At 41.2% G+C, this 17,400-nt stretch carries 15 protein-coding genes; 7 read left to right on the forward strand and 8 right to left on the reverse strand.

Features of this window, described 5'->3' with window-relative positions; translation table 11 throughout:
- Nucleotides 1–163 precede the first annotated feature (163 nt).
- The gene (locus tag AC58UW_RS14375; RefSeq protein WP_497421325.1) at nucleotides 164–844 is read right to left on the reverse strand and encodes a GerAB/ArcD/ProY family transporter; all 681 of its coding nucleotides are present in this window, start codon (nucleotides 842–844) and stop codon (nucleotides 164–166) included.
- Nucleotides 845–876: 32 nt separating this feature from the next.
- Here AC58UW_RS14375 and AC58UW_RS14380 point away from each other — a divergent pair, with 32 nt between their 5' ends.
- The gene (locus AC58UW_RS14380) at nucleotides 877–1,602 is read left to right on the forward strand and encodes an MFS transporter (RefSeq protein ID WP_497421522.1); all 726 of its coding nucleotides are present in this window, start codon (nucleotides 877–879) and stop codon (nucleotides 1,600–1,602) included.
- Nucleotides 1,603–1,623: 21 nt separating this feature from the next.
- Here AC58UW_RS14380 and AC58UW_RS14385 read toward each other — a convergent pair whose 3' ends face one another.
- Nucleotides 1,624–2,238 carry a Crp/Fnr family transcriptional regulator gene (locus tag AC58UW_RS14385; protein ID WP_497421326.1) on the reverse strand — a complete coding sequence of 205 codons (615 nt, stop codon included), beginning with the start codon at nucleotides 2,236–2,238 and terminating at the stop codon, nucleotides 1,624–1,626.
- A 363-nt stretch (nucleotides 2,239–2,601) separates the two neighbouring features.
- Between AC58UW_RS14385 and AC58UW_RS14390 the strand changes: the two genes are divergently transcribed.
- From AC58UW_RS14390 to AC58UW_RS14405, 4 genes are all read left to right on the forward strand, one after another.
- Nucleotides 2,602–3,393 carry a hypothetical protein gene (locus AC58UW_RS14390; protein WP_497421327.1) on the forward strand — a complete coding sequence of 264 codons (792 nt, stop codon included), beginning with the start codon at nucleotides 2,602–2,604 and terminating at the stop codon, nucleotides 3,391–3,393.
- A gap of 2 nt (nucleotides 3,394–3,395) precedes the next feature.
- Nucleotides 3,396–3,857: a hypothetical protein gene (locus AC58UW_RS14395; protein WP_497421523.1), complete on the forward strand. Its 462-nt coding sequence runs from the start codon at nucleotides 3,396–3,398 to the stop codon at nucleotides 3,855–3,857.
- 756 nt (nucleotides 3,858–4,613) lie between these two features.
- Nucleotides 4,614–6,212, forward strand: a complete 1,599-nt coding sequence (locus tag AC58UW_RS14400) for a hypothetical protein (protein WP_497421328.1) — start codon at nucleotides 4,614–4,616, stop codon at nucleotides 6,210–6,212.
- Between the two features lie 849 nt (nucleotides 6,213–7,061).
- Complete coding sequence (locus tag AC58UW_RS14405) at nucleotides 7,062–7,325, forward strand: hypothetical protein (RefSeq protein ID WP_497421329.1); 264 nt, start codon at nucleotides 7,062–7,064, stop codon at nucleotides 7,323–7,325.
- Between the two features lie 135 nt (nucleotides 7,326–7,460).
- Here AC58UW_RS14405 and AC58UW_RS14410 read toward each other — a convergent pair whose 3' ends face one another.
- Nucleotides 7,461–8,267, reverse strand: a complete 807-nt coding sequence (locus AC58UW_RS14410) for a class I SAM-dependent methyltransferase (protein WP_497421524.1) — start codon at nucleotides 8,265–8,267, stop codon at nucleotides 7,461–7,463.
- 384 nt (nucleotides 8,268–8,651) lie between these two features.
- On the opposite strand from AC58UW_RS14410, the gene AC58UW_RS14415 reads away from it, so the two are divergent.
- Together AC58UW_RS14415 and AC58UW_RS14420 are read left to right on the forward strand one after the other, a co-directional pair.
- Complete coding sequence (locus AC58UW_RS14415; protein ID WP_497421330.1) at nucleotides 8,652–9,776, forward strand: ABC transporter permease; 1,125 nt, start codon at nucleotides 8,652–8,654, stop codon at nucleotides 9,774–9,776.
- Nucleotides 9,773–10,450 carry an ABC transporter ATP-binding protein gene (locus AC58UW_RS14420; protein WP_497421331.1) on the forward strand — a complete coding sequence of 226 codons (678 nt, stop codon included), beginning with the start codon at nucleotides 9,773–9,775 and terminating at the stop codon, nucleotides 10,448–10,450. Before AC58UW_RS14415 ends, AC58UW_RS14420 begins: the two co-directional genes overlap by 4 nt.
- A gap of 115 nt (nucleotides 10,451–10,565) precedes the next feature.
- On the opposite strand, the gene AC58UW_RS14425 is transcribed toward AC58UW_RS14420, so the two are convergent.
- From AC58UW_RS14425 to AC58UW_RS14445, 5 genes are all read right to left on the reverse strand, one after another.
- Nucleotides 10,566–12,164, reverse strand: a complete 1,599-nt coding sequence (locus tag AC58UW_RS14425; RefSeq protein WP_497421332.1) for a response regulator transcription factor — start codon at nucleotides 12,162–12,164, stop codon at nucleotides 10,566–10,568.
- Nucleotides 12,157–13,956: a cache domain-containing sensor histidine kinase gene (locus tag AC58UW_RS14430; protein WP_497421333.1), complete on the reverse strand. Its 1,800-nt coding sequence runs from the start codon at nucleotides 13,954–13,956 to the stop codon at nucleotides 12,157–12,159. The genes AC58UW_RS14425 and AC58UW_RS14430 overlap by 8 nt, the downstream gene beginning before the upstream one ends.
- Nucleotides 13,957–14,034: 78 nt before the next feature.
- On the reverse strand, nucleotides 14,035–15,381 hold the full coding sequence (locus AC58UW_RS14435) for an ABC transporter substrate-binding protein (RefSeq protein ID WP_497421334.1): 1,347 nt from the start codon (nucleotides 15,379–15,381) through the stop codon (nucleotides 14,035–14,037).
- 121 nt (nucleotides 15,382–15,502) lie between these two features.
- Complete coding sequence (locus tag AC58UW_RS14440) at nucleotides 15,503–16,315, reverse strand: carbohydrate ABC transporter permease (RefSeq protein ID WP_497421335.1); 813 nt, start codon at nucleotides 16,313–16,315, stop codon at nucleotides 15,503–15,505.
- Nucleotides 16,316–16,350: 35 nt separating this feature from the next.
- Nucleotides 16,351–17,256, reverse strand: coding sequence for a carbohydrate ABC transporter permease (locus AC58UW_RS14445; protein ID WP_497421336.1), 906 nt, complete (start codon nucleotides 17,254–17,256; stop codon nucleotides 16,351–16,353).
- Nucleotides 17,257–17,400: the final 144 nt, after the last annotated feature.

Below are 17,400 nucleotides of genomic sequence, written 5' to 3' on the forward strand. Positions count from 1 at the left end.
CATCTTATCACATGCAAAATCCTCTTTCCGTAATCTAAGTTACACATGAGTTACAACTTACAGTCAAAACTTGAAGGGTGTCCTCCGCCAACTTCATGGCTTTTGAGACACCCTCCTTTCTATTGAGCAGAAAATCTCATATGTAGTTGTATTGTTATGTACTTCATATTGGTTTTTTACTGATCCTTTTGATCTTTGTAAATATCGCTAATAGGATCGGAAAGATGATACATGGGAGCAGTGATGAAATAGGGAAAATGTTACTTCCATATGTGAAGTGATCCGCCGTTCGAATAAAGCTTCTACTGGCATGCGCAAAAAATAGCAAACCGACAACAAAGACAAAGGGGGTTTTTTTCTTTATATTAAAAATGTTTCCTAGTACAAGCGTGAACACATATTGCATAACAACGATGTAGATTAAGGTAAGAAACGTCCATATTCCGATAAGTATGACTTCAATTCTCTCCAAATATTCTCCGAATTTCACCAACTGAATGGTTGTGAAAAATGGAAATGTTGAAATCTTTATATAATTGAACCCTAAGGAACCAAGAGTCATATAAGTAATTGTAATCATATAAAGCCCTGACATAATGATGGCAATCACAGAGCTTGGAAAAATTTTTTTTGGTTCTTTTACTCTTGACATTAAAAAACCAAATGTAATTATTTCAGAAAAGGTAAAGGCAAATAAGTGCATCCCTTGTGCAATGATTTCGGGAAATTTACTTTGAAATGGTGGAAGGAAGGGGTTGGTTTGAATTTCAGGAATAATAAAAAGACAAGTGGTAAGAAATCCGGCTGGCATTTGGTCAAGGTCATAGTTGGGGATGGGGATCAAGCAAAGTCGTAGGTCTTTTCATCATTGGGGGTATTTCCTTAATTTTGTTCATCGTCCGTGAGCTTTCCACGAAAACTCCGCTGCTTAATATTCGAGTATTCCGCAATGGACGTTACACTCTTAGCTTAATTATTACGAACATACTAACAATCAGTCTTTATGCTGGAACGCTTCTGGCGCCAGTATTTCTGCAAAAAGTGCAAGGAGTCACTGCCATGGATATAGGCTTGCTTCTTCTTCCATCGTCGTTTGTCATGGCTTTAGTTATGCCTCTTGCCGGTAAATTATATGGAAGAGTAGGCCCGCGCTGGCTCATGTCTGTAGGAGTTATTTTCTTAGCTTTAGGTACTTTAACGCTTAGCTGGTTTAGTATCAATGTATCACATACGTACATTGTCTTAATGATGACACTTCGCAATATAGGTGTTGCTCTTATCATGATTCCAGCAAGTAATTCAGCTATGGAGCTTATTCCAAGAGAGCTTTCTGGACATGCTGCCTCCATTATGAATTGGACGCGTAACGTTATGGGCTCCTTTGCAATTGCCATCTTTACGTCTTTACTTGCTACACGGTCATTAAGCCACGGAATAGAACTGATGAGTGTCGGAGATACCAATAAGATTCATCTCGGTCAAATGACTTTCACGATGAGTATTAATGATGTATTTTTAATCACTGCAATTATAAGTATTCTAGCCTTACCTTTAGCATTGTTCATCGGGAAGGTGAAGAAACCGGAGCCAATCAAAGCCTAGAAAGCTGCAGTTTGACAAAACCTATGCAATTTCCAATCGTTCTTTCGCCATCTCTAGCTGAACCATGATCGATTTTCTACCAGTAATAATAACACCTTCATTGGAAAACTCTTGTAAAACAAGCGACACTGATTCTCTAGTAGCACCAATCATATTTGCCAATTCCTGATGGGTCAGGGGCATTTCTATTCGTTGATACCCATTTTCTTCTACACCGAATTTTTTAGATAGTTTAGTGAGAAAAAAAAGAACTTTACCACGAAGATCACTTAACGCCAGTCGTTCCAATACTTCATCCCTGTCACGTAATCGATTGCTCAACTCCTCTAAGAGTTTTAAAGTGAGTTCAGGACGCATGCTCAAAAATTGGTCGAATTTCTCTTGAATAACGGAGCAAATAATGGTATCCTCCATGGTTTCCATATAATTCCCATTGGTTCCAAATGAGTATGAATTACTTTCTCCATACATACTTCCTGTCCCTAGTATACCTACGGTATATTGCTTTCCATCAGCATTTGTTTTAAACAATCGAAGTCTTCCTTCAATAACAATAGACAAACCATTACTATTAACTTCTGGTGTTTGTACTAAAGTACCCTTAGGTATAGAAATAATATTTGTACTGGGTGCCATTTGATCAACTTGCTCTAAATCTTCCTTTGGGAGAGATTCAATTAATTTGATCCGACAAACTCCATGGTTTTTTAGTGTCCAGCATTTAGCACCTGTTACACTTTATTTAGAGGTTGCGAAACCTTAACATACAAAAAATGAGAATTAAAGGAGCAGGTGCTTTCCTCTATAAGGATAGCACCTGTTTTCTTTAGGATGGATTTTTAAGGCTAATATTGGTTTAGATAATCTTTTATCTATGATTTTAACAAGCATGATAAGAAATAAGGCTAAAAAAACATAATACAATTATTCGTTAAAATTTACACGAATTGGAAACACTACTTTTGCATCATCTTAAAACACTACAATGAGGGCACTTTCATGGATAACTTTAAAAACTTAGATAACAAGTATCGGCGTTTCAAAGCACATGTAAGTATCTTTGGGACAACCCAATTTCATTTGCGAAATCCGTACATTATTGCTTGGTGGTCGGCAGCTTTTCCTGGCTTTGGACACCTTCTGTTAAGTAAATACTTACGCGGATTTGTCCTTTTCATTTGGGAAGTGGTTGTTAATTATAATGCTAAAATCAATGTAGCCATGATTCATTCATTTTGTGGACAAATTGAGCTAGCTAAACAAACTTTGGATTCCAGATGGTTGTTAATGTATATTCCCGTTTATATATTTGCCATTTGGGACAGTTATCGGACAGCGGTAGACATGAACAAGGTGTATTTGCTCGCTGAACGAGAAAACGCTCCTTTTAATTCTTTCAGTCTAGGATCACTCGAAATCAATTATTTGGACAAACGTAGTCCACTCATGTCTGTTTTTTGGTCGATATTTATGCCAGGACTTGGGCAATTGCATATTCACCGTATTATAGTAGCATTTTTCTCTCTTACTTGGACAATTGTCTTCTTGTATTTTTCACATTTGCTCGAAGCCGTCCAGCTTCTTTTCTATGGCAAAATTCAAAATGCATCAGAAATATTGGACAAACAATGGCTGTTATTTATGCCTTCCATGTGGGGGTTTTCTATTTTCGACTCCTATATCAACACCGTAGAAAATAACAAATTATTCGAGAAAGAACAACAAGATTTTCTTGTTAAAAATTATCAGAATGTGAGATTCAGGGTTAAAAAGGGGAGGGTGGTGAGCTAATGCTGCAAATTTATTCCACCTTTGAGCATTCAACTTATTTAGAGTTAGCCATCAATGAGTTGGAAAAAAACAGTGTGGCCAAAGAAAACATTTTTGCTGTCCCTTTAACCAATCGAAAAGTAGAACGAAGAATTTTTGACTCCATTCATAACTCGGATGGGGTCTCCCTGATAAGCACGGGAGCAGCATTGGGCACGGCATTTTCTGTCGTTGGAGCAAGTGTTGGCTTTAAATTACAATGGGGGCCGATTTACTGGGGACTTATTGGAGCAATAGGAGGATTTTTATTGGGATTTCTTATAGATTTTTTTATATTTAAAGTACTAAAAAAGCACAAGCGACTTCTACGAGGGAAATTCGGGGAGGTTATTTTAATCGTGGAATGTGAAGATAACCAAGCTGATCGTATTGAAAGTATACTCTGGCATCATTTGGCATTAGGAATTGCAAGAGTACAATGTTAATAACCTTATTAAGCAATACTTACCGTTAAAAAACCAACGGAGATCCGATAAAATAAAAAACTCACTCCGGATTTACCAGGAATGAGTTGCTTATCGCAGTATTAACTAACGGTACAATGAATTGCTTTTTGCATACACCGACTTGATAAATAATTGCTTCCTTCCAATGAAAACCAGATGTGAAAATAATTGCATTTGGATAAAGAGATCTAGCATGCAACAAATTGCAATGAGCACAATAATAACTATTCATTTATTGTCTTCGACCTCCTCCTTGTCTAAGTATAAACTACTTTGCAGGTAAAGTGTTTAGCTATTGAAAATATTTCTCATGTATTTAGTAATGAGTTTCACTCCGGCAATCATGATCTCACCGGGAGTGTTCCGGTGCTTAAGGAGGACGTTAGTGCGTCCTTCTTTTTTTTAGTTATCTTTTAAGACCTCAATAGAAATTTCTCAAAGAATCCTAGACATATTCAGCACCACTTCTTGTGGTAGCCCCCACTTTTTGAATGCCTATTTTTTCCATAAATGGTCCTTAGTCTAGCTAAATAAGGCTAGTAGTCCATCCCGAAATAAAAGTATTCACGTACAATAAACCATCTCTATAGGGAGGTGTCATTATTGAGTTGCTTTGATAATAAGAAACGGTGTAAAAAGAAAACAGTAATTGTTTGCCCTCCGAAAGGAAAAAAAAAGAAGCGTCGGCTTCGGGTAATTAAAAAAATTGTACAGGTATCATGTCCCCCACCTAAAGTGAATGTGACAACTCCGACGGTTGTTGGCCCTCAGGGACCTCAAGGTCCTGTTGGTCCTGCCGGCGGCCCTCCGGGACCTCAAGGACAGATGGGTCCTCCGGGACCTCAAGGACCTGCCGGTACACCAGGTGGCCCTCCGGGACCTCAAGGACCAAGAGGACCTGCCGGTCCAGCTGGCGGCCCTCAGGGACCAATAGGACCACAAGGGCCGCAAGGAATTCCCGGACCGGCTGGAGCAATGGGGGCACAAGGGGTTCCTGGTCTGGTTGGCCCAATGGGACCACAAGGTCCAGCTGGCTCAGAAGGACCTGCGGGACCAAGAGGACCGGCTGGAGGAGAAACTGGACCAAGAGGACCTGCGGGTCCAGCGGGTCCAAGAGGATTTGAAGGTCCGGCGGGACCAAGAGGACCTGCAGGGGCGCAAGGACCACAAGGAGAAGCTGGAGACGAAGGAGAGGAAGGACCTCAAGGACCCGAAGGACCTCAAGGACCTGCAGGAGCAACTGGAGCTCCAGGAACAGCAGGAGCAACAGGTGCAACAGGTCCAACAGGTGCTCCAGGAACAGCAGGTGCAGCAGGAGCAACAGGTGCAACAGGAGCGACAGGTGCTCCAGGAACAGCAGGAGCAACAGGTGCAACAGGTGCAACAGGTGCTCCAGGAACAGCAGGAGCAACAGGTGCAACAGGTGCAACAGGTGCAACAGGTGCAACAGGTGCAACAGGTGCTCCAGGAACAGCAGGAGCAACAGGTGCAACAGGTGCAACAGGTGATACTGGTGCTACAGGTCCTACAGGTCCTTCAGGTGGTCCGACAGGAGCAACAGGTGCAACAGGACCAACTGGTGATACTGGTGCAACGGGTGCAACGGGTGCAACGGGTGCAACAGGAGCAACAGGTGATACTGGTGCTACAGGTCCTACAGGTCCTTCAGGTGGACCAACAGGACCAACAGGACCAACAGGACCAACAGGTGCAACAGGTGCAACAGGTGCAACAGGTGCAACAGGTGCTACAGGTGCTACGGGTGCAACAGGAGCTACGGGACCAGGAGGTGGGGGATTAATTCCATTTTCAACGGGGATCATCCTTGATGGGACTGCAGTGGTATCAGCTGCTCCGATTTTAATGGGTTTTGGTAGCAGTGCTACTGAAATTATCGATGGTTCTGGAGAATCAACTATGCCGCCAAATGCAGGTGGTTTTGCCTTCCCAATCCCCTTTAATGGTACCGTTCAAAATTTACAAATAAGTGCAGATTTATTGGTTACATCTGTGGTTTCTATTAATACACTAGGTCTTCAATATGATTTTACAGTATTCCGCGCACCGTCAGCTCCTAATAGTGGGATTGATCATATTTCTTTACCTTACGTGACAACTGCGTTAACTAGTTCGGTTAGATTTGGATTTCCAAATAATGAAATTACAGCTGGTACTTTCCGTACCGCAACGAATTTAAATAACACGGATATATTAACAGTTACTGCAGGTGATCGTATTGGTATTCGTGTAAGGACGCTTGCGTCGACTGATCCCTCAGCAGCTGATATCACCCAGCTATCATTTAGCGCCAGTCTATCTTACACTCCTTCTTAATGTCTCTATATTGTAATTAACCAGTGGAGTAACACTGGCACTTCCCTAACCAGTGCTACTCCATGTGGCAAAAATTCATTTATTTGCCTAATAATATTATCATCATTTTTCATCGTAACAATCTTTCTTTCGTAATTCTGTCTATTGAGCTAACGTTCGCGTTCGCCGTCCCTCAATAAAAAGTTGGGGGCTTGCGAAGAGTTTTACATAATCTATTTTAAAACCCCTCAAAAAAACCGCTTATCTTCCCTGCTCCTCCACTCTGTTGCTTCGTTAGCCCAACGATGGACCGGGAAAGAGCCAGCCTTGCCGCCGCGTCGTTACGCCAGAGGGAAAGCTAAAATTCGATTAGTTAATGAATTTAGCTACAGAATACAAATTTTACTATCAATTTAATTACGTTGAGATAGCCCCTTGTATTTACTTTATGTATTGGTTGGAAGAAGCTTACACAGTTAGCCAAATTATTGATCTTGATAGTATGGTTGTCTATACCCATTATACCTTTGATAAAAATGGCGATCGAAAAAGCTTTTTCCATTCTGGTCGACCTCTTTGTTATTTGGTCGTAAGATTGCAGTAGCCGGGGATCGAACGTACCTGCCCGTTTAGTTCAATCCCCATTGTAGGGGGAATCTCCATGCTTGTTAAAATTTTGAATCGTTATCGCGGGAAATTTGTTGTTCTTAAAACGGTTTCAGCGGAAGAAATCGGAGGCTGAGTAATTACACGGTAAATTTCCGATATCAATATATTTTTAGTTTCACTAGGACAGATAGACAAGCCATGATCTTATATCCTGCATATATAAGTTAAAGTAAAACTTTCATTATAAGGATGTGACTCGCAATGGCAGCTAGAGTAACAAGAAATTATACTGTCCATGATATGAGAGATGAAATACTCTATTTTAACAGCCTTTGGAAACGATCGTTCGCTAACGGAAGAGCAACATATATCGCTCTTTCTAATAATTCAACTATTAAGCTGACAAACACTACTCCAAGTGGCAAGGTATTTCCTGTAGTTATTCAAAGATACAAAAAAGGAAGTGTTGTTGTAGTAATTGATACAGCAGTACATTTACCACCACATTCAACCAAGAGACTTTAATACTTAAAAGGAATATACTTTAACGAGAGCTGTTTATGCAGCTTTCTTTTTTTTCACTTCTAAAATAAAGTAACAATCGTCCCTCATTTATGCATGAATGTAATCGTTTGGATATCGAATGCTTATACTCTTCTTTTATCGTTTTCTTGCTTTGATTACAAAAGTTACAGGAAGCATCTTTGCTTTTTTTGCAAATTTGCTGTTACCCTGCGATTGAATAATTTCATCATCAGACTGCTCAATCATTTGCTCAATGAAAAAGCCCGCTTTAGCCAACGCATTCACATAGGTTGATAGTGTACGGTCCGATAATGTTAACGTACTTTCGTCAAGAGATGACGAATACCAAGATTCATCGAAATAACATTTTTTAAAAACAAGCGTATTATTTTCATCAACAACACATTTGTGTATCGGGTGGGACCAGCTGAAAATAAATGCACCGTCTTTTTTTAGGTAAGAAGCAATCCTGCAAAATGTACCCTCAAGGTCGGTGGTCCAGCCTATGGCATAAACCGAATAAACAAAGTCAAAATAGTCCTCGGGTATGCCACACTTTTCTTCCATGGGAGAACAGATTAATTTGGCTGAAAGACCGCACGCCGTCAAATGGTGCCTTGTCTTTTCGATTTGATTTTCTGATATATCCATACCCCAAAGTTCAGATGCTTTGCGTTCTCCCAGATACTTTAAAGATTCACCGCTTCCACAGCCTATCTCCAGTACCTTTTTTCCTGAAACCTCGCTAAAAAACTGGCATTTTTCTTCTGAGACAAACGCCCCATAAAAAGGAAGTGCGGTTGCTCCTAGAACATCATTTCCTTTTGTATTCCAAAATAGGCTGTTTGTTTCATGAATAGCACCTTTATCCATGTCAACGGAGATGGCAACAACCTCACTACCGCCTACAATGTTTGTTCTATAAACAGAATTCTTGTCCATGCCGATGCCCTCCTCAATATTCAAATTTTCTAACCCACCAGATTTAACCATCGTTTCCAAGGGCCAACTTACAAATAAATATTCTATTTTCTTCCAAGTTATCCTGCCCGGAATAGAAAAGAGAAGACAACCGATCCAGCGGGGTACGGCTGCCTTCTCTTGTTGTTAGTGAACTCTCGTTCCTTGTTAGCCAAACAAGCTATTCGAACCCAATTCATATATGGCTGGTCTGAAATATAGTCTCTCTTGGAAAAACAAATTGATAGGTTAATAGTGCCCTACGTTCGGAAAAGAAATTCATGGAAATCTCAGCTGTAACATGCTGTTCATCCGCCGTTCATTTTCACTTCCTATACTTTAGATATTATGAAGGAGGGAAGCAAAATGTATTTAGCTATTCGAGAAATGAGGTTTGCTAAGGCTCGGTATACGTTAATCGCTACAATTATGGTGCTTGTTTCATTTCTTGTGCTGTTTGTCACTGGTCTTGCACAGGGGCTTGCATATGATAACGCGGCTTCCATTAAGAATATGGCTGCAACTCATTTCGTCTTGGAACAGGATTCTAGTCACCGATTCACTAGGTCTCAGATCGATCAGAATCAGCTTGAAAAGGCTGGCTTAATCGTAGGAATAGAGAATGCAGAGCCGCTTGGTGTGAAAATGACAACGGTTATTCCATCTGATGGTACGGAGAAGATTGACGTTACACTTCTCGCGGTCAATCTCGATGGCTGGCTAGTTCCAACAGTAACAGAAGGTTCATCCCTCTCGGATCAGAGAAAAGGACATGTTCTCGTTGATCAAAAGCTGTCTGCTTCTGGAGTCAACATAGGCACAATCCTTGAAGATCAAGCTTCGGGAACAAAGTGGACTGTAGATGGATTTGTGAAAAATGAGTCATTCAGTCATACACCGGCTGTTTTTCTTAATAAACAGGACTGGCTTAATCTCCAGGCGCAGACACTTTCTCGTCAAGGAACTAATTCAGCAGATAGTCAAGTTTACAATGCGATTGCCATTAAAGACTCGAACGAAAAAGTTAAGGATCTTCAGGCCATGCTGCCCAATACAGAGGTTATAACGAAGTCTGAGGCAGTGTCTGCGATTCCTGGTTACAAAGAAGAGCAAGGCTCTCTTATGATGATGATTGTATTTTTGTTTGTTATTTCTGCCTTTGTACTGGCGGTATTCTTTTATGTCATCACGATCCAGAAAACCAGTCAATTTGGTATTTTGAAAGCCATCGGTACACGTACTGCCTATTTAGCTAGGAGTGTAACGATGCAGGTTTTGGTCTTATCGGTCGGTAGTTTGGTCATAAGCATTCTGCTGGTACAATTGTTTGAGGCCGTATTGCCAAGTTCGATGCCATTTCAATTAGGTTTCTCCACCTTGGCACTTACTTGCTTATCCTTTGTAGCAATGTCTCTGGCCGGTTCGCTATTTTCGGTGTGGAAGGTCGCCAAAATTGACGCTTTGGATGCGATTGGGAGGACAGCAGCATGAGAAACAGACTTGTACTACAGAACATTATACGGACTTTTGAAGATGGCGGTATCGAAAGAACGATTTTGGATATGCTAAATCTTGAGGTAGCCGAAGGTGAACTGGTCGCGGTAATGGGACCTTCCGGCTCGGGAAAGAGTACATTTCTGTCCATAGCAGGAGCACTTCTTGAACCAACGAATGGGGATGTTCTACTCGATGGAGAATCGATCATCGGTAAAAACAAGCAAGAACTTTCTGAAATGCGACTTCGACAAATCGGATTTATTTTTCAAAGCGCCCATTTAATTCCATACCTGAAAGTCGAAGAACAGCTGCTGGTAGTAGCCCAGCTTGCCGGAATGGACAGGGAGAAGGCAGCCAAACGAGCAAAAGAGTTACTCGATAAGATGGGATTACTTCATCGTCGAAAGGCATATCCTGAGAAGCTTTCAGGGGGGGAACGTCAGCGGGTCGCTATCGCAAGAGCCTTAATGAATGACCCGGCTGTCCTATTCGCAGATGAACCAACAGCAAGCTTAGATGCATCACGAGGGCACGATGTAGTAAGTATGATCGCAAAGCAAGTAAAGGAACAACGAAAGAGCGCGGTTATGGTAACGCATGATGACCGAGTACTGGCGCTTTGTGATCGAGTTCTTTTCCTGGAGAATGGGAAACTTATCATAAAATAAGGCACCTAAACAAACAGCGGCAGCTATGGGCAAAGAAAAAGCCATAGACTGTCGCTGTTTTCTCCGTACAAAGAGACTTTCAATCCAAACAGCTGTTCATTGGCGAAATGGAATTTTAATTTCTCACATATTCAGCTGGCGTAACGCCTACATGGTTTTTAAACGTTCGAACAAAGTAGCTCTTGCTCTCATAACCGAGTAATTCCGATAGTTCATCAATCGTTTTATTCGATGCAAGCAGCCATTCTTTAGCCTTATTCATTTTCAGCCTAGTTACAAATTCAATAAAGCCTTCTCCTGTCTCTTTCTTAAAAAGCCGACTGAAATAACTCGGATTGAGCTCCAAGCGATCTGCGATTTCTTCCAACGTTATTTTCTTATTCAAATTCATCTCCGCATAACGCTGTGCTTCCGCAATTTCGACTCGAAGTGATTGATTCGCCATTTGTTTCATAACATGCACACACTCATGCAAATATTCAAACATCCACTGTTTCAGCTCATCTACCGTTTCTGTGACATTCATTTTTTTATGAGAAATTTCCATCGCATAGAAGGATTGAAAGCGCTGAATAGACCTCAATCTCACCTGTAAATCCATCATTATTTTCAGAAAAAAACTTTTCACATCTTCAGGTTGATAGCGTTCTTGGCAAATCATTTTGAACCATTGGTCCAACTGCGGCCCAATATGATCCTCATCCTGCTCCAAAATAAGCCGTTTGCACGCTTCGGAGATTTCAGCATAGCGGGAGAATATATCCTCTTGTGAGAAGGATGGCGACAACTCTTTTAGTTTGACAGCATCCAAGCTTCGCAAATAAAAACGTTGATCCGCTGTTTGCGTCAATAATTTTAGTTGCCGCTTCAATTCGCCAGGCGTAGAGATGACGTCTCCAATAATGAACGATGTATCCACTTTCAGATATTTCATCAGTGCTTTTTGGATACACGACAGGGTATCTCGAATGGTCTGAAACACATTAATCACCAAGGAATTATGCGAAGGAAATAACAGTATCGTTTCATTCGCCTGATAGGGGAACACAATGGCAGCACTAGCCTCAACCACTTCATTCAGAATATTTTCCATCGCAAATTTCAACGTATCGTCCGATTGAAACCGCGCTAACGTTTGCTGAAATTGATTCACAAAGCAAGTCACGGGTACGACATTCGAGGAACTTAACCCACAAACATGTACCGCCTTATGCCACTCTTCATCGCTAAGGATGTGTTGGTGCAGTACCGAACGAATGAATTTTTCCTTGTATATAAAATGCTGCTGCTCCGCTATTTGTTTGAACCGCTCCAAATGTTCGCGATCATGTCTAGCTTGGTCCACATATTCGATTAACCTGGTTAAGAGGGGCACAATGGTTTCTGCATTCAAGGTCTCTTTCAGTACATATTCATGTACATTTAGTTTAACCGCCTTTTGTGCATACTGAAAATCATTGTGGCAGGAAAGAATAACTACATGCAGTTCCTTATGCTCTCCCTGTAGGCGACCAATTAACTCTAAGCCATCCATGACAGGCATACCGATGTCCGTGATTAGAATATCTGGATGATTTTCTTTCGCGGCTTTGTAAGCATCCAAGCCATCCTCATACATTCCCACCAATTGCAAACCGAGCCGTTCCCACGGAACAATTTCTTGTAAATAGGATAGAACTAAGTAATCGTCGTCAACCAGCATTACCTTATACATGTGCCCTCGCCCCTTGCAAGTCATTTGGAATAAATAACGTAATGATGGTTCCCTTTCCTTCTTCGGATTGGATCGACATCTCAAAGGAATATCCACACATGATCTTCAATCGATCATACACATTTTTCATACCGATCCCGGATACCTTGGATTGATGAAGACCACTTTGCTTTAGCTCGGAACGGGCATATAGCACGTTCGTAATGCCGGCCAATTGCTCGGCCGCCATCCCAATGCCATTATCTTCAACGGTAATGACATAGCCCCCTTCGGATTGCTTGGAATCGATCAGGATAAGCCCGCGCTTTTGTTTCAAACCATGGATATAAGCATTTTCAATGATCGGCTGCAATGTAAACCTTGGTAATTGTTCTAGTAGTGTCTCCGTCTCTAAATTCACAATGAGGTCAATGCCCTCTTTATGCCTAAAATTCATTAATTTGACATAGTGCTGAACCGTCTGTACTTCTTCGTTCAGCGACACAAATTCATTGTTACGATTAATCGTCATTCGCAGTAAATTGGACAGTGAACTGATTAATTCAGCACCTTCTTTATCACCGCGCATTTCAATACGAATTCGCATCGAATTGAGAATATTGAACAAAAAGTGAGGATTAATTTGCGCTTGCAGCAAATCGATTTCGGCTTTGTGCTTGAGTTGTTGCTCCAACGTAACCTGTTTGATCATCTCCTGGATATTATCAAGCATACTATCGAAAGAATGCCCTAATCGACCGATTTCATCATCCCCGCGGATGCGCGACCTCACGAGCAAATTGCCAGAGTCCACATGAGCAGCAACGCGATCTAATTTCAAAATCGGCTTCGTAAATCGGCGGATTAGGAAAAATAAGAACACCGAGAAGATCACCATAAAGGTACATTGAACGATAAAGTTAATCCGATATAAATAACTGAACTTGGCAGCGGCTTGCTTAAAAGGTGTTAAGCTAACTATTTTCCATGCCGCGAAGTTAAGATCATGCTTATTGGCTAGATATTTCACATTGTTGATCGTTATGATATCGGCTTCTTTACGATCTGAAAGAAGATGCAAATAAGGAAACGTGGTTCCTATTAGACTTTCATCTCGATGTGATAATAGCACACCATTGGCATCCATCAAAAAGATATCGCGACTTTGGTCATATTTCTCAAATATTTGAGAGATCTGTTTGATGGGTCTGCTGACGAGCACTTGACCAGGTGGCAATTTACTGCTGACTTTGAAATTTCGAACTACGGTAAGTAAACTCGGCGTAAGACCTGCATCCGGTTTCACATAATTGGCTTGAATGCCTGCCCAATAGGTTTGATTCACAGGTTTATTCCTAATTTCCGTTAGCCAATCTAACTGAAACAAAGAAGTCGAGTTGTTGTCACTAGGCGGATAATTGGTAAATGAAAATCCATCCGGCATGATGATCGTAATATACGTAACCTCACCGGAAATCGACATATTTTGCAGCCGATTAATAATCTGGCGATACTTGAGCACATCAATGGCACCCGTATCGTTCAGTCCATACCAGACTTCCTTGAATTGTGTTTCCATCTCGGTATCCGAGAAGATCGAATTCAGAAAGTACATCATATTGCCGCTCATGTTTGAAATGAACAAATCAATCACATTCAGACTTTCATTCGCCTTTTCCTCAGCCTGATTCTTAATAATATCTTGCGTGATGTAGTTGGTAACTCCCAATGTGATGAAAGCTGGGAGTATTAAACACAATAAAGAAGAGAGAATAAGCTTCTTTCTCCATGAAAGTTTATAAGTTCGAATCATCATACCCTCCCTTCTTTATTATATAGGGTAAAAGGAGAATGCCAAATGGCATTCCCCTTGAATTTTTTCCATAACCGTTTATTTCTTATTCGCATCTACGATTTTCTGTAGCGATGTTTTAAGCGCAGTCATGGTCGAATTAATATCAGCCTTGCCAAGAAGATATTTCTCTGCTTCAGCGACATAAGCCTTCTCCACTTCAGCCAAATAATCAGGTACAACAGGAGCTTTACCAAATTTAGAAACAGACAGCGTATACACAAGTGACTCTTTATCAATGAGTTCTGGTTTCAAGGATTGTTTAAGAATAACATCCAATTCTTTATTCAGATCACTCTTCTTCCAAGAGGATAAGCCGCCGCTTGCTTTCAGCGGAATGCCTTCCGTTGTTAAGAAGCGCAAGAACTTATACGCTTCTTCCTTATGCTTGGAAGTTGCGGAGATCACGAGTGGGTTGGAAGCCCCATTGGAATAAAAATCATCGGTTTTAGCATTTTTCGGGATGGGTGCAAACACCGTTTTGAACGTTACTGGGAGCTTGTCCGTACCACCAGCCTCAGAAGCCAGGAAAGAACCGATTGGGATCATTGCCGCTTTTCCACCAAAATACTGATTCCGATACGGAATTTTCTGCGAGATGACATCCGAATAGGAGGCTGCTGTCTTATCCACATTTTGCGATTGATTCATAAGCTCTAGTGATTTCTTGAAGTTAGGGTTATCCAAATTCAGTCCTGAAGCATCGTCTTTCATAAGTCCTTGATCCGCTGGTAAGCTTAACGTGGTCAAACGGAAAAACTCTTTGAATGTATGGAAATGCGTACCATACCGCTTCGTCGCGCCTTCGCCCTTCGTAAGCTTCTTTGCATAGTCTTGGAAATCGTCCCATGTCCAATCCTTAGGCACAGGCAGCTTAGCTTCATCCAAGTAATCCTTGTTCAGCATCACTAACTGCTGTTGGAAAATGCCAGGCAGGGCATAAATCTTACCATTTAATGACATATCACTCTTATATTCGTCGGAGAATTTAACACCTTCTTTGGCTAAATAACTATCCAATGGTTCGTAGTTGGTCTGAGCCCGCTTGGCATAAGTAGCCATGCTATTCAATTCAATAACGTCCATTTCTTCGCCAGAAGCACTAAGAATGTCCAACTTCTTCATCGTCTCTGTGGCATCATTCTCCACAACGGTGTTTACTTCTACTTTGATACCGGGATTTTTGGCTTCGAACGTTTTCACGACATTTTCATAGTCCTTGGCAGGTGTCCAAGTATGATATTTAATCGTAACTTGCTTGGCTGGTGCGGCGGATGATGCATCCTTTGGTGTTGGGTTTGTATCTGAATTTCCATTTCCACAGCCAGCAGCCATGCCTGCTGCGAGCAAAATGGATAATCCTGCAGCGACCTTTTTCGTTTTCATATTCCTTTATCCCCCTCATGATATGTTGCACACGCTTACACAACCCTAATTTATCACAGCGAATTATTAGAAAAAATGAACTATTTATACATTTATGATATTTTTTTTACCATCGTACTTACTAACCTTTGACTCCGCCTGTTGATATACCCTCAATCACTTGCTTCTGAGCAAGAATAAAGATAATCACCAACGGAATAATCGCAGACACAGCCCCCGCCATCATCAACGAATAATAGGCTCCGCTGACGCTGGCAAACTTCTTCATTGCTAACTGTAGAGTTGCCATGTTATCCGTTTTCAAGAAAATGAGCGGGTTCGTATAATCATTCCATGTCCAAATGAATCTTAAAATGGCATAAGTCGCGAGCGACGGTCGCACAAGCGGCATCGCAATATGTGTAAATACTTTCAAATGATTGGCTCCATCTATTTTCGCTGATTCAATAAATTCATGATGGATACTCAGGAAAAATTGACGCAGCATGAACGTGCCAAACGCACTGAAGGAACCGAGTAAGATTAACCCAATATGCGTATTGAATAATCCTAAATATTTAAACACAATAAACTGCGGAACGATAATGGAGAAATGCGGAATCATGTACGACATCAGAACCAGCAGGAAGATGAAGTCTCTGCCTTTGAAATGAATTTTGGAAAACCCGTAGGCTGCCAGGCTCGAAACGAGAACAGAGGTAATCGTTGTTAGCAAGCTAACTTTAATCGTATTCCAATAATACAAGGAAAACGGATATTTCCCAAACCAGACTTCTTTGTAATTGGCGATCATGCTCCATTTATGAGGGATCCACTCAATGGGGAAATTAAATACGTCGATTTCCGGTTTGAACGATGTGGACAGCATCCAAATGAAAGGCAACAAAAAGATGATACCGATGAGAAACATGAGAGCAGTCAACAAGATTTTCATAAGATTTATTTTCATGGTTACACCTTTCCTACGATTTAATAGTTCACCCATTTCTTCTGTCCGTACCATTGAATTGTTGTAATGACCATGACACAAGCGAATAAGAACCATGCCATCGCAGACGCATATCCTGTTTTCAAATCCTCGAAAGCCGTCTTATATAAATAATATACAATGACCGAAGTCGAGAAGGAGGGTCCGCCTTGTGTGAGAACAGCGATGATGTCGAATACTTTAAAGCTTGCGATAACCCCTGTGATTAACAGGAAAAAAGTTGTTGAGGATACCATCGGTAGCGTGATATTGGTAAACTTGCCGAAGTTCCCCGCTCCATCAATCTCAGCCGCTTCGTACAGATCCTTAGGTATCGCTTGTAGGGCTGCCAAATACACGATAAGTGCAAAGCCAATATGTACCCAAACCATGATCATCATCACGGATGGAAGTGCGAAGGTTAAGTCGGCTAGCCATTTGGGTGGGTTCGTGATTCCAAGCGCGATTAAGGTTTGGTTCACAGGGCCAAGTGAAGGATGAAACAGCACCTGGAAGACAACGGCAACCGCAACAATACTTGAAATATAGGGCATGAAGAACACGACTTTGAAAAAGCTTTTGAAATAAACATGTTTATTAATCGTGACCGCGAGCAATAACGATACGATAAGCTCGACAGGCACGACGAGAATTAAGACCAAGTTATTCCGCACGGACTTCATAAAGTAGTCGTCTTCAAACAAATGACTATAATTCTTGACGCCAGCAAACTTCATATGATCTAGCTTCGTAACAAAATTCCAATCGGTGAAACTGATAAGAAGCGAAGCCAACGTGGGAATCACCGTTAAGATCAGTAAACCGATAAGCATGGGAGATATGAACATGATCCCCGCATAGGTTTCTCTCCGTTGCAGCTTATTTTTTCGCTTTATGACTTGACTCATCTGCGCCATCCCTTTCTTTTTTTATTATTATATAAAGATTAGGGGGCGGCAGTAAGTTACAATCATGTCATTTTTGATAATAATTTGACATTTGACTTCGATAGAAAAAATAAAAAAGCCACAGAGGTGTAGTTAAAACACCTA

It is taken from the genome of Paenibacillus sp. J22R160 (assembly GCF_059692135.1).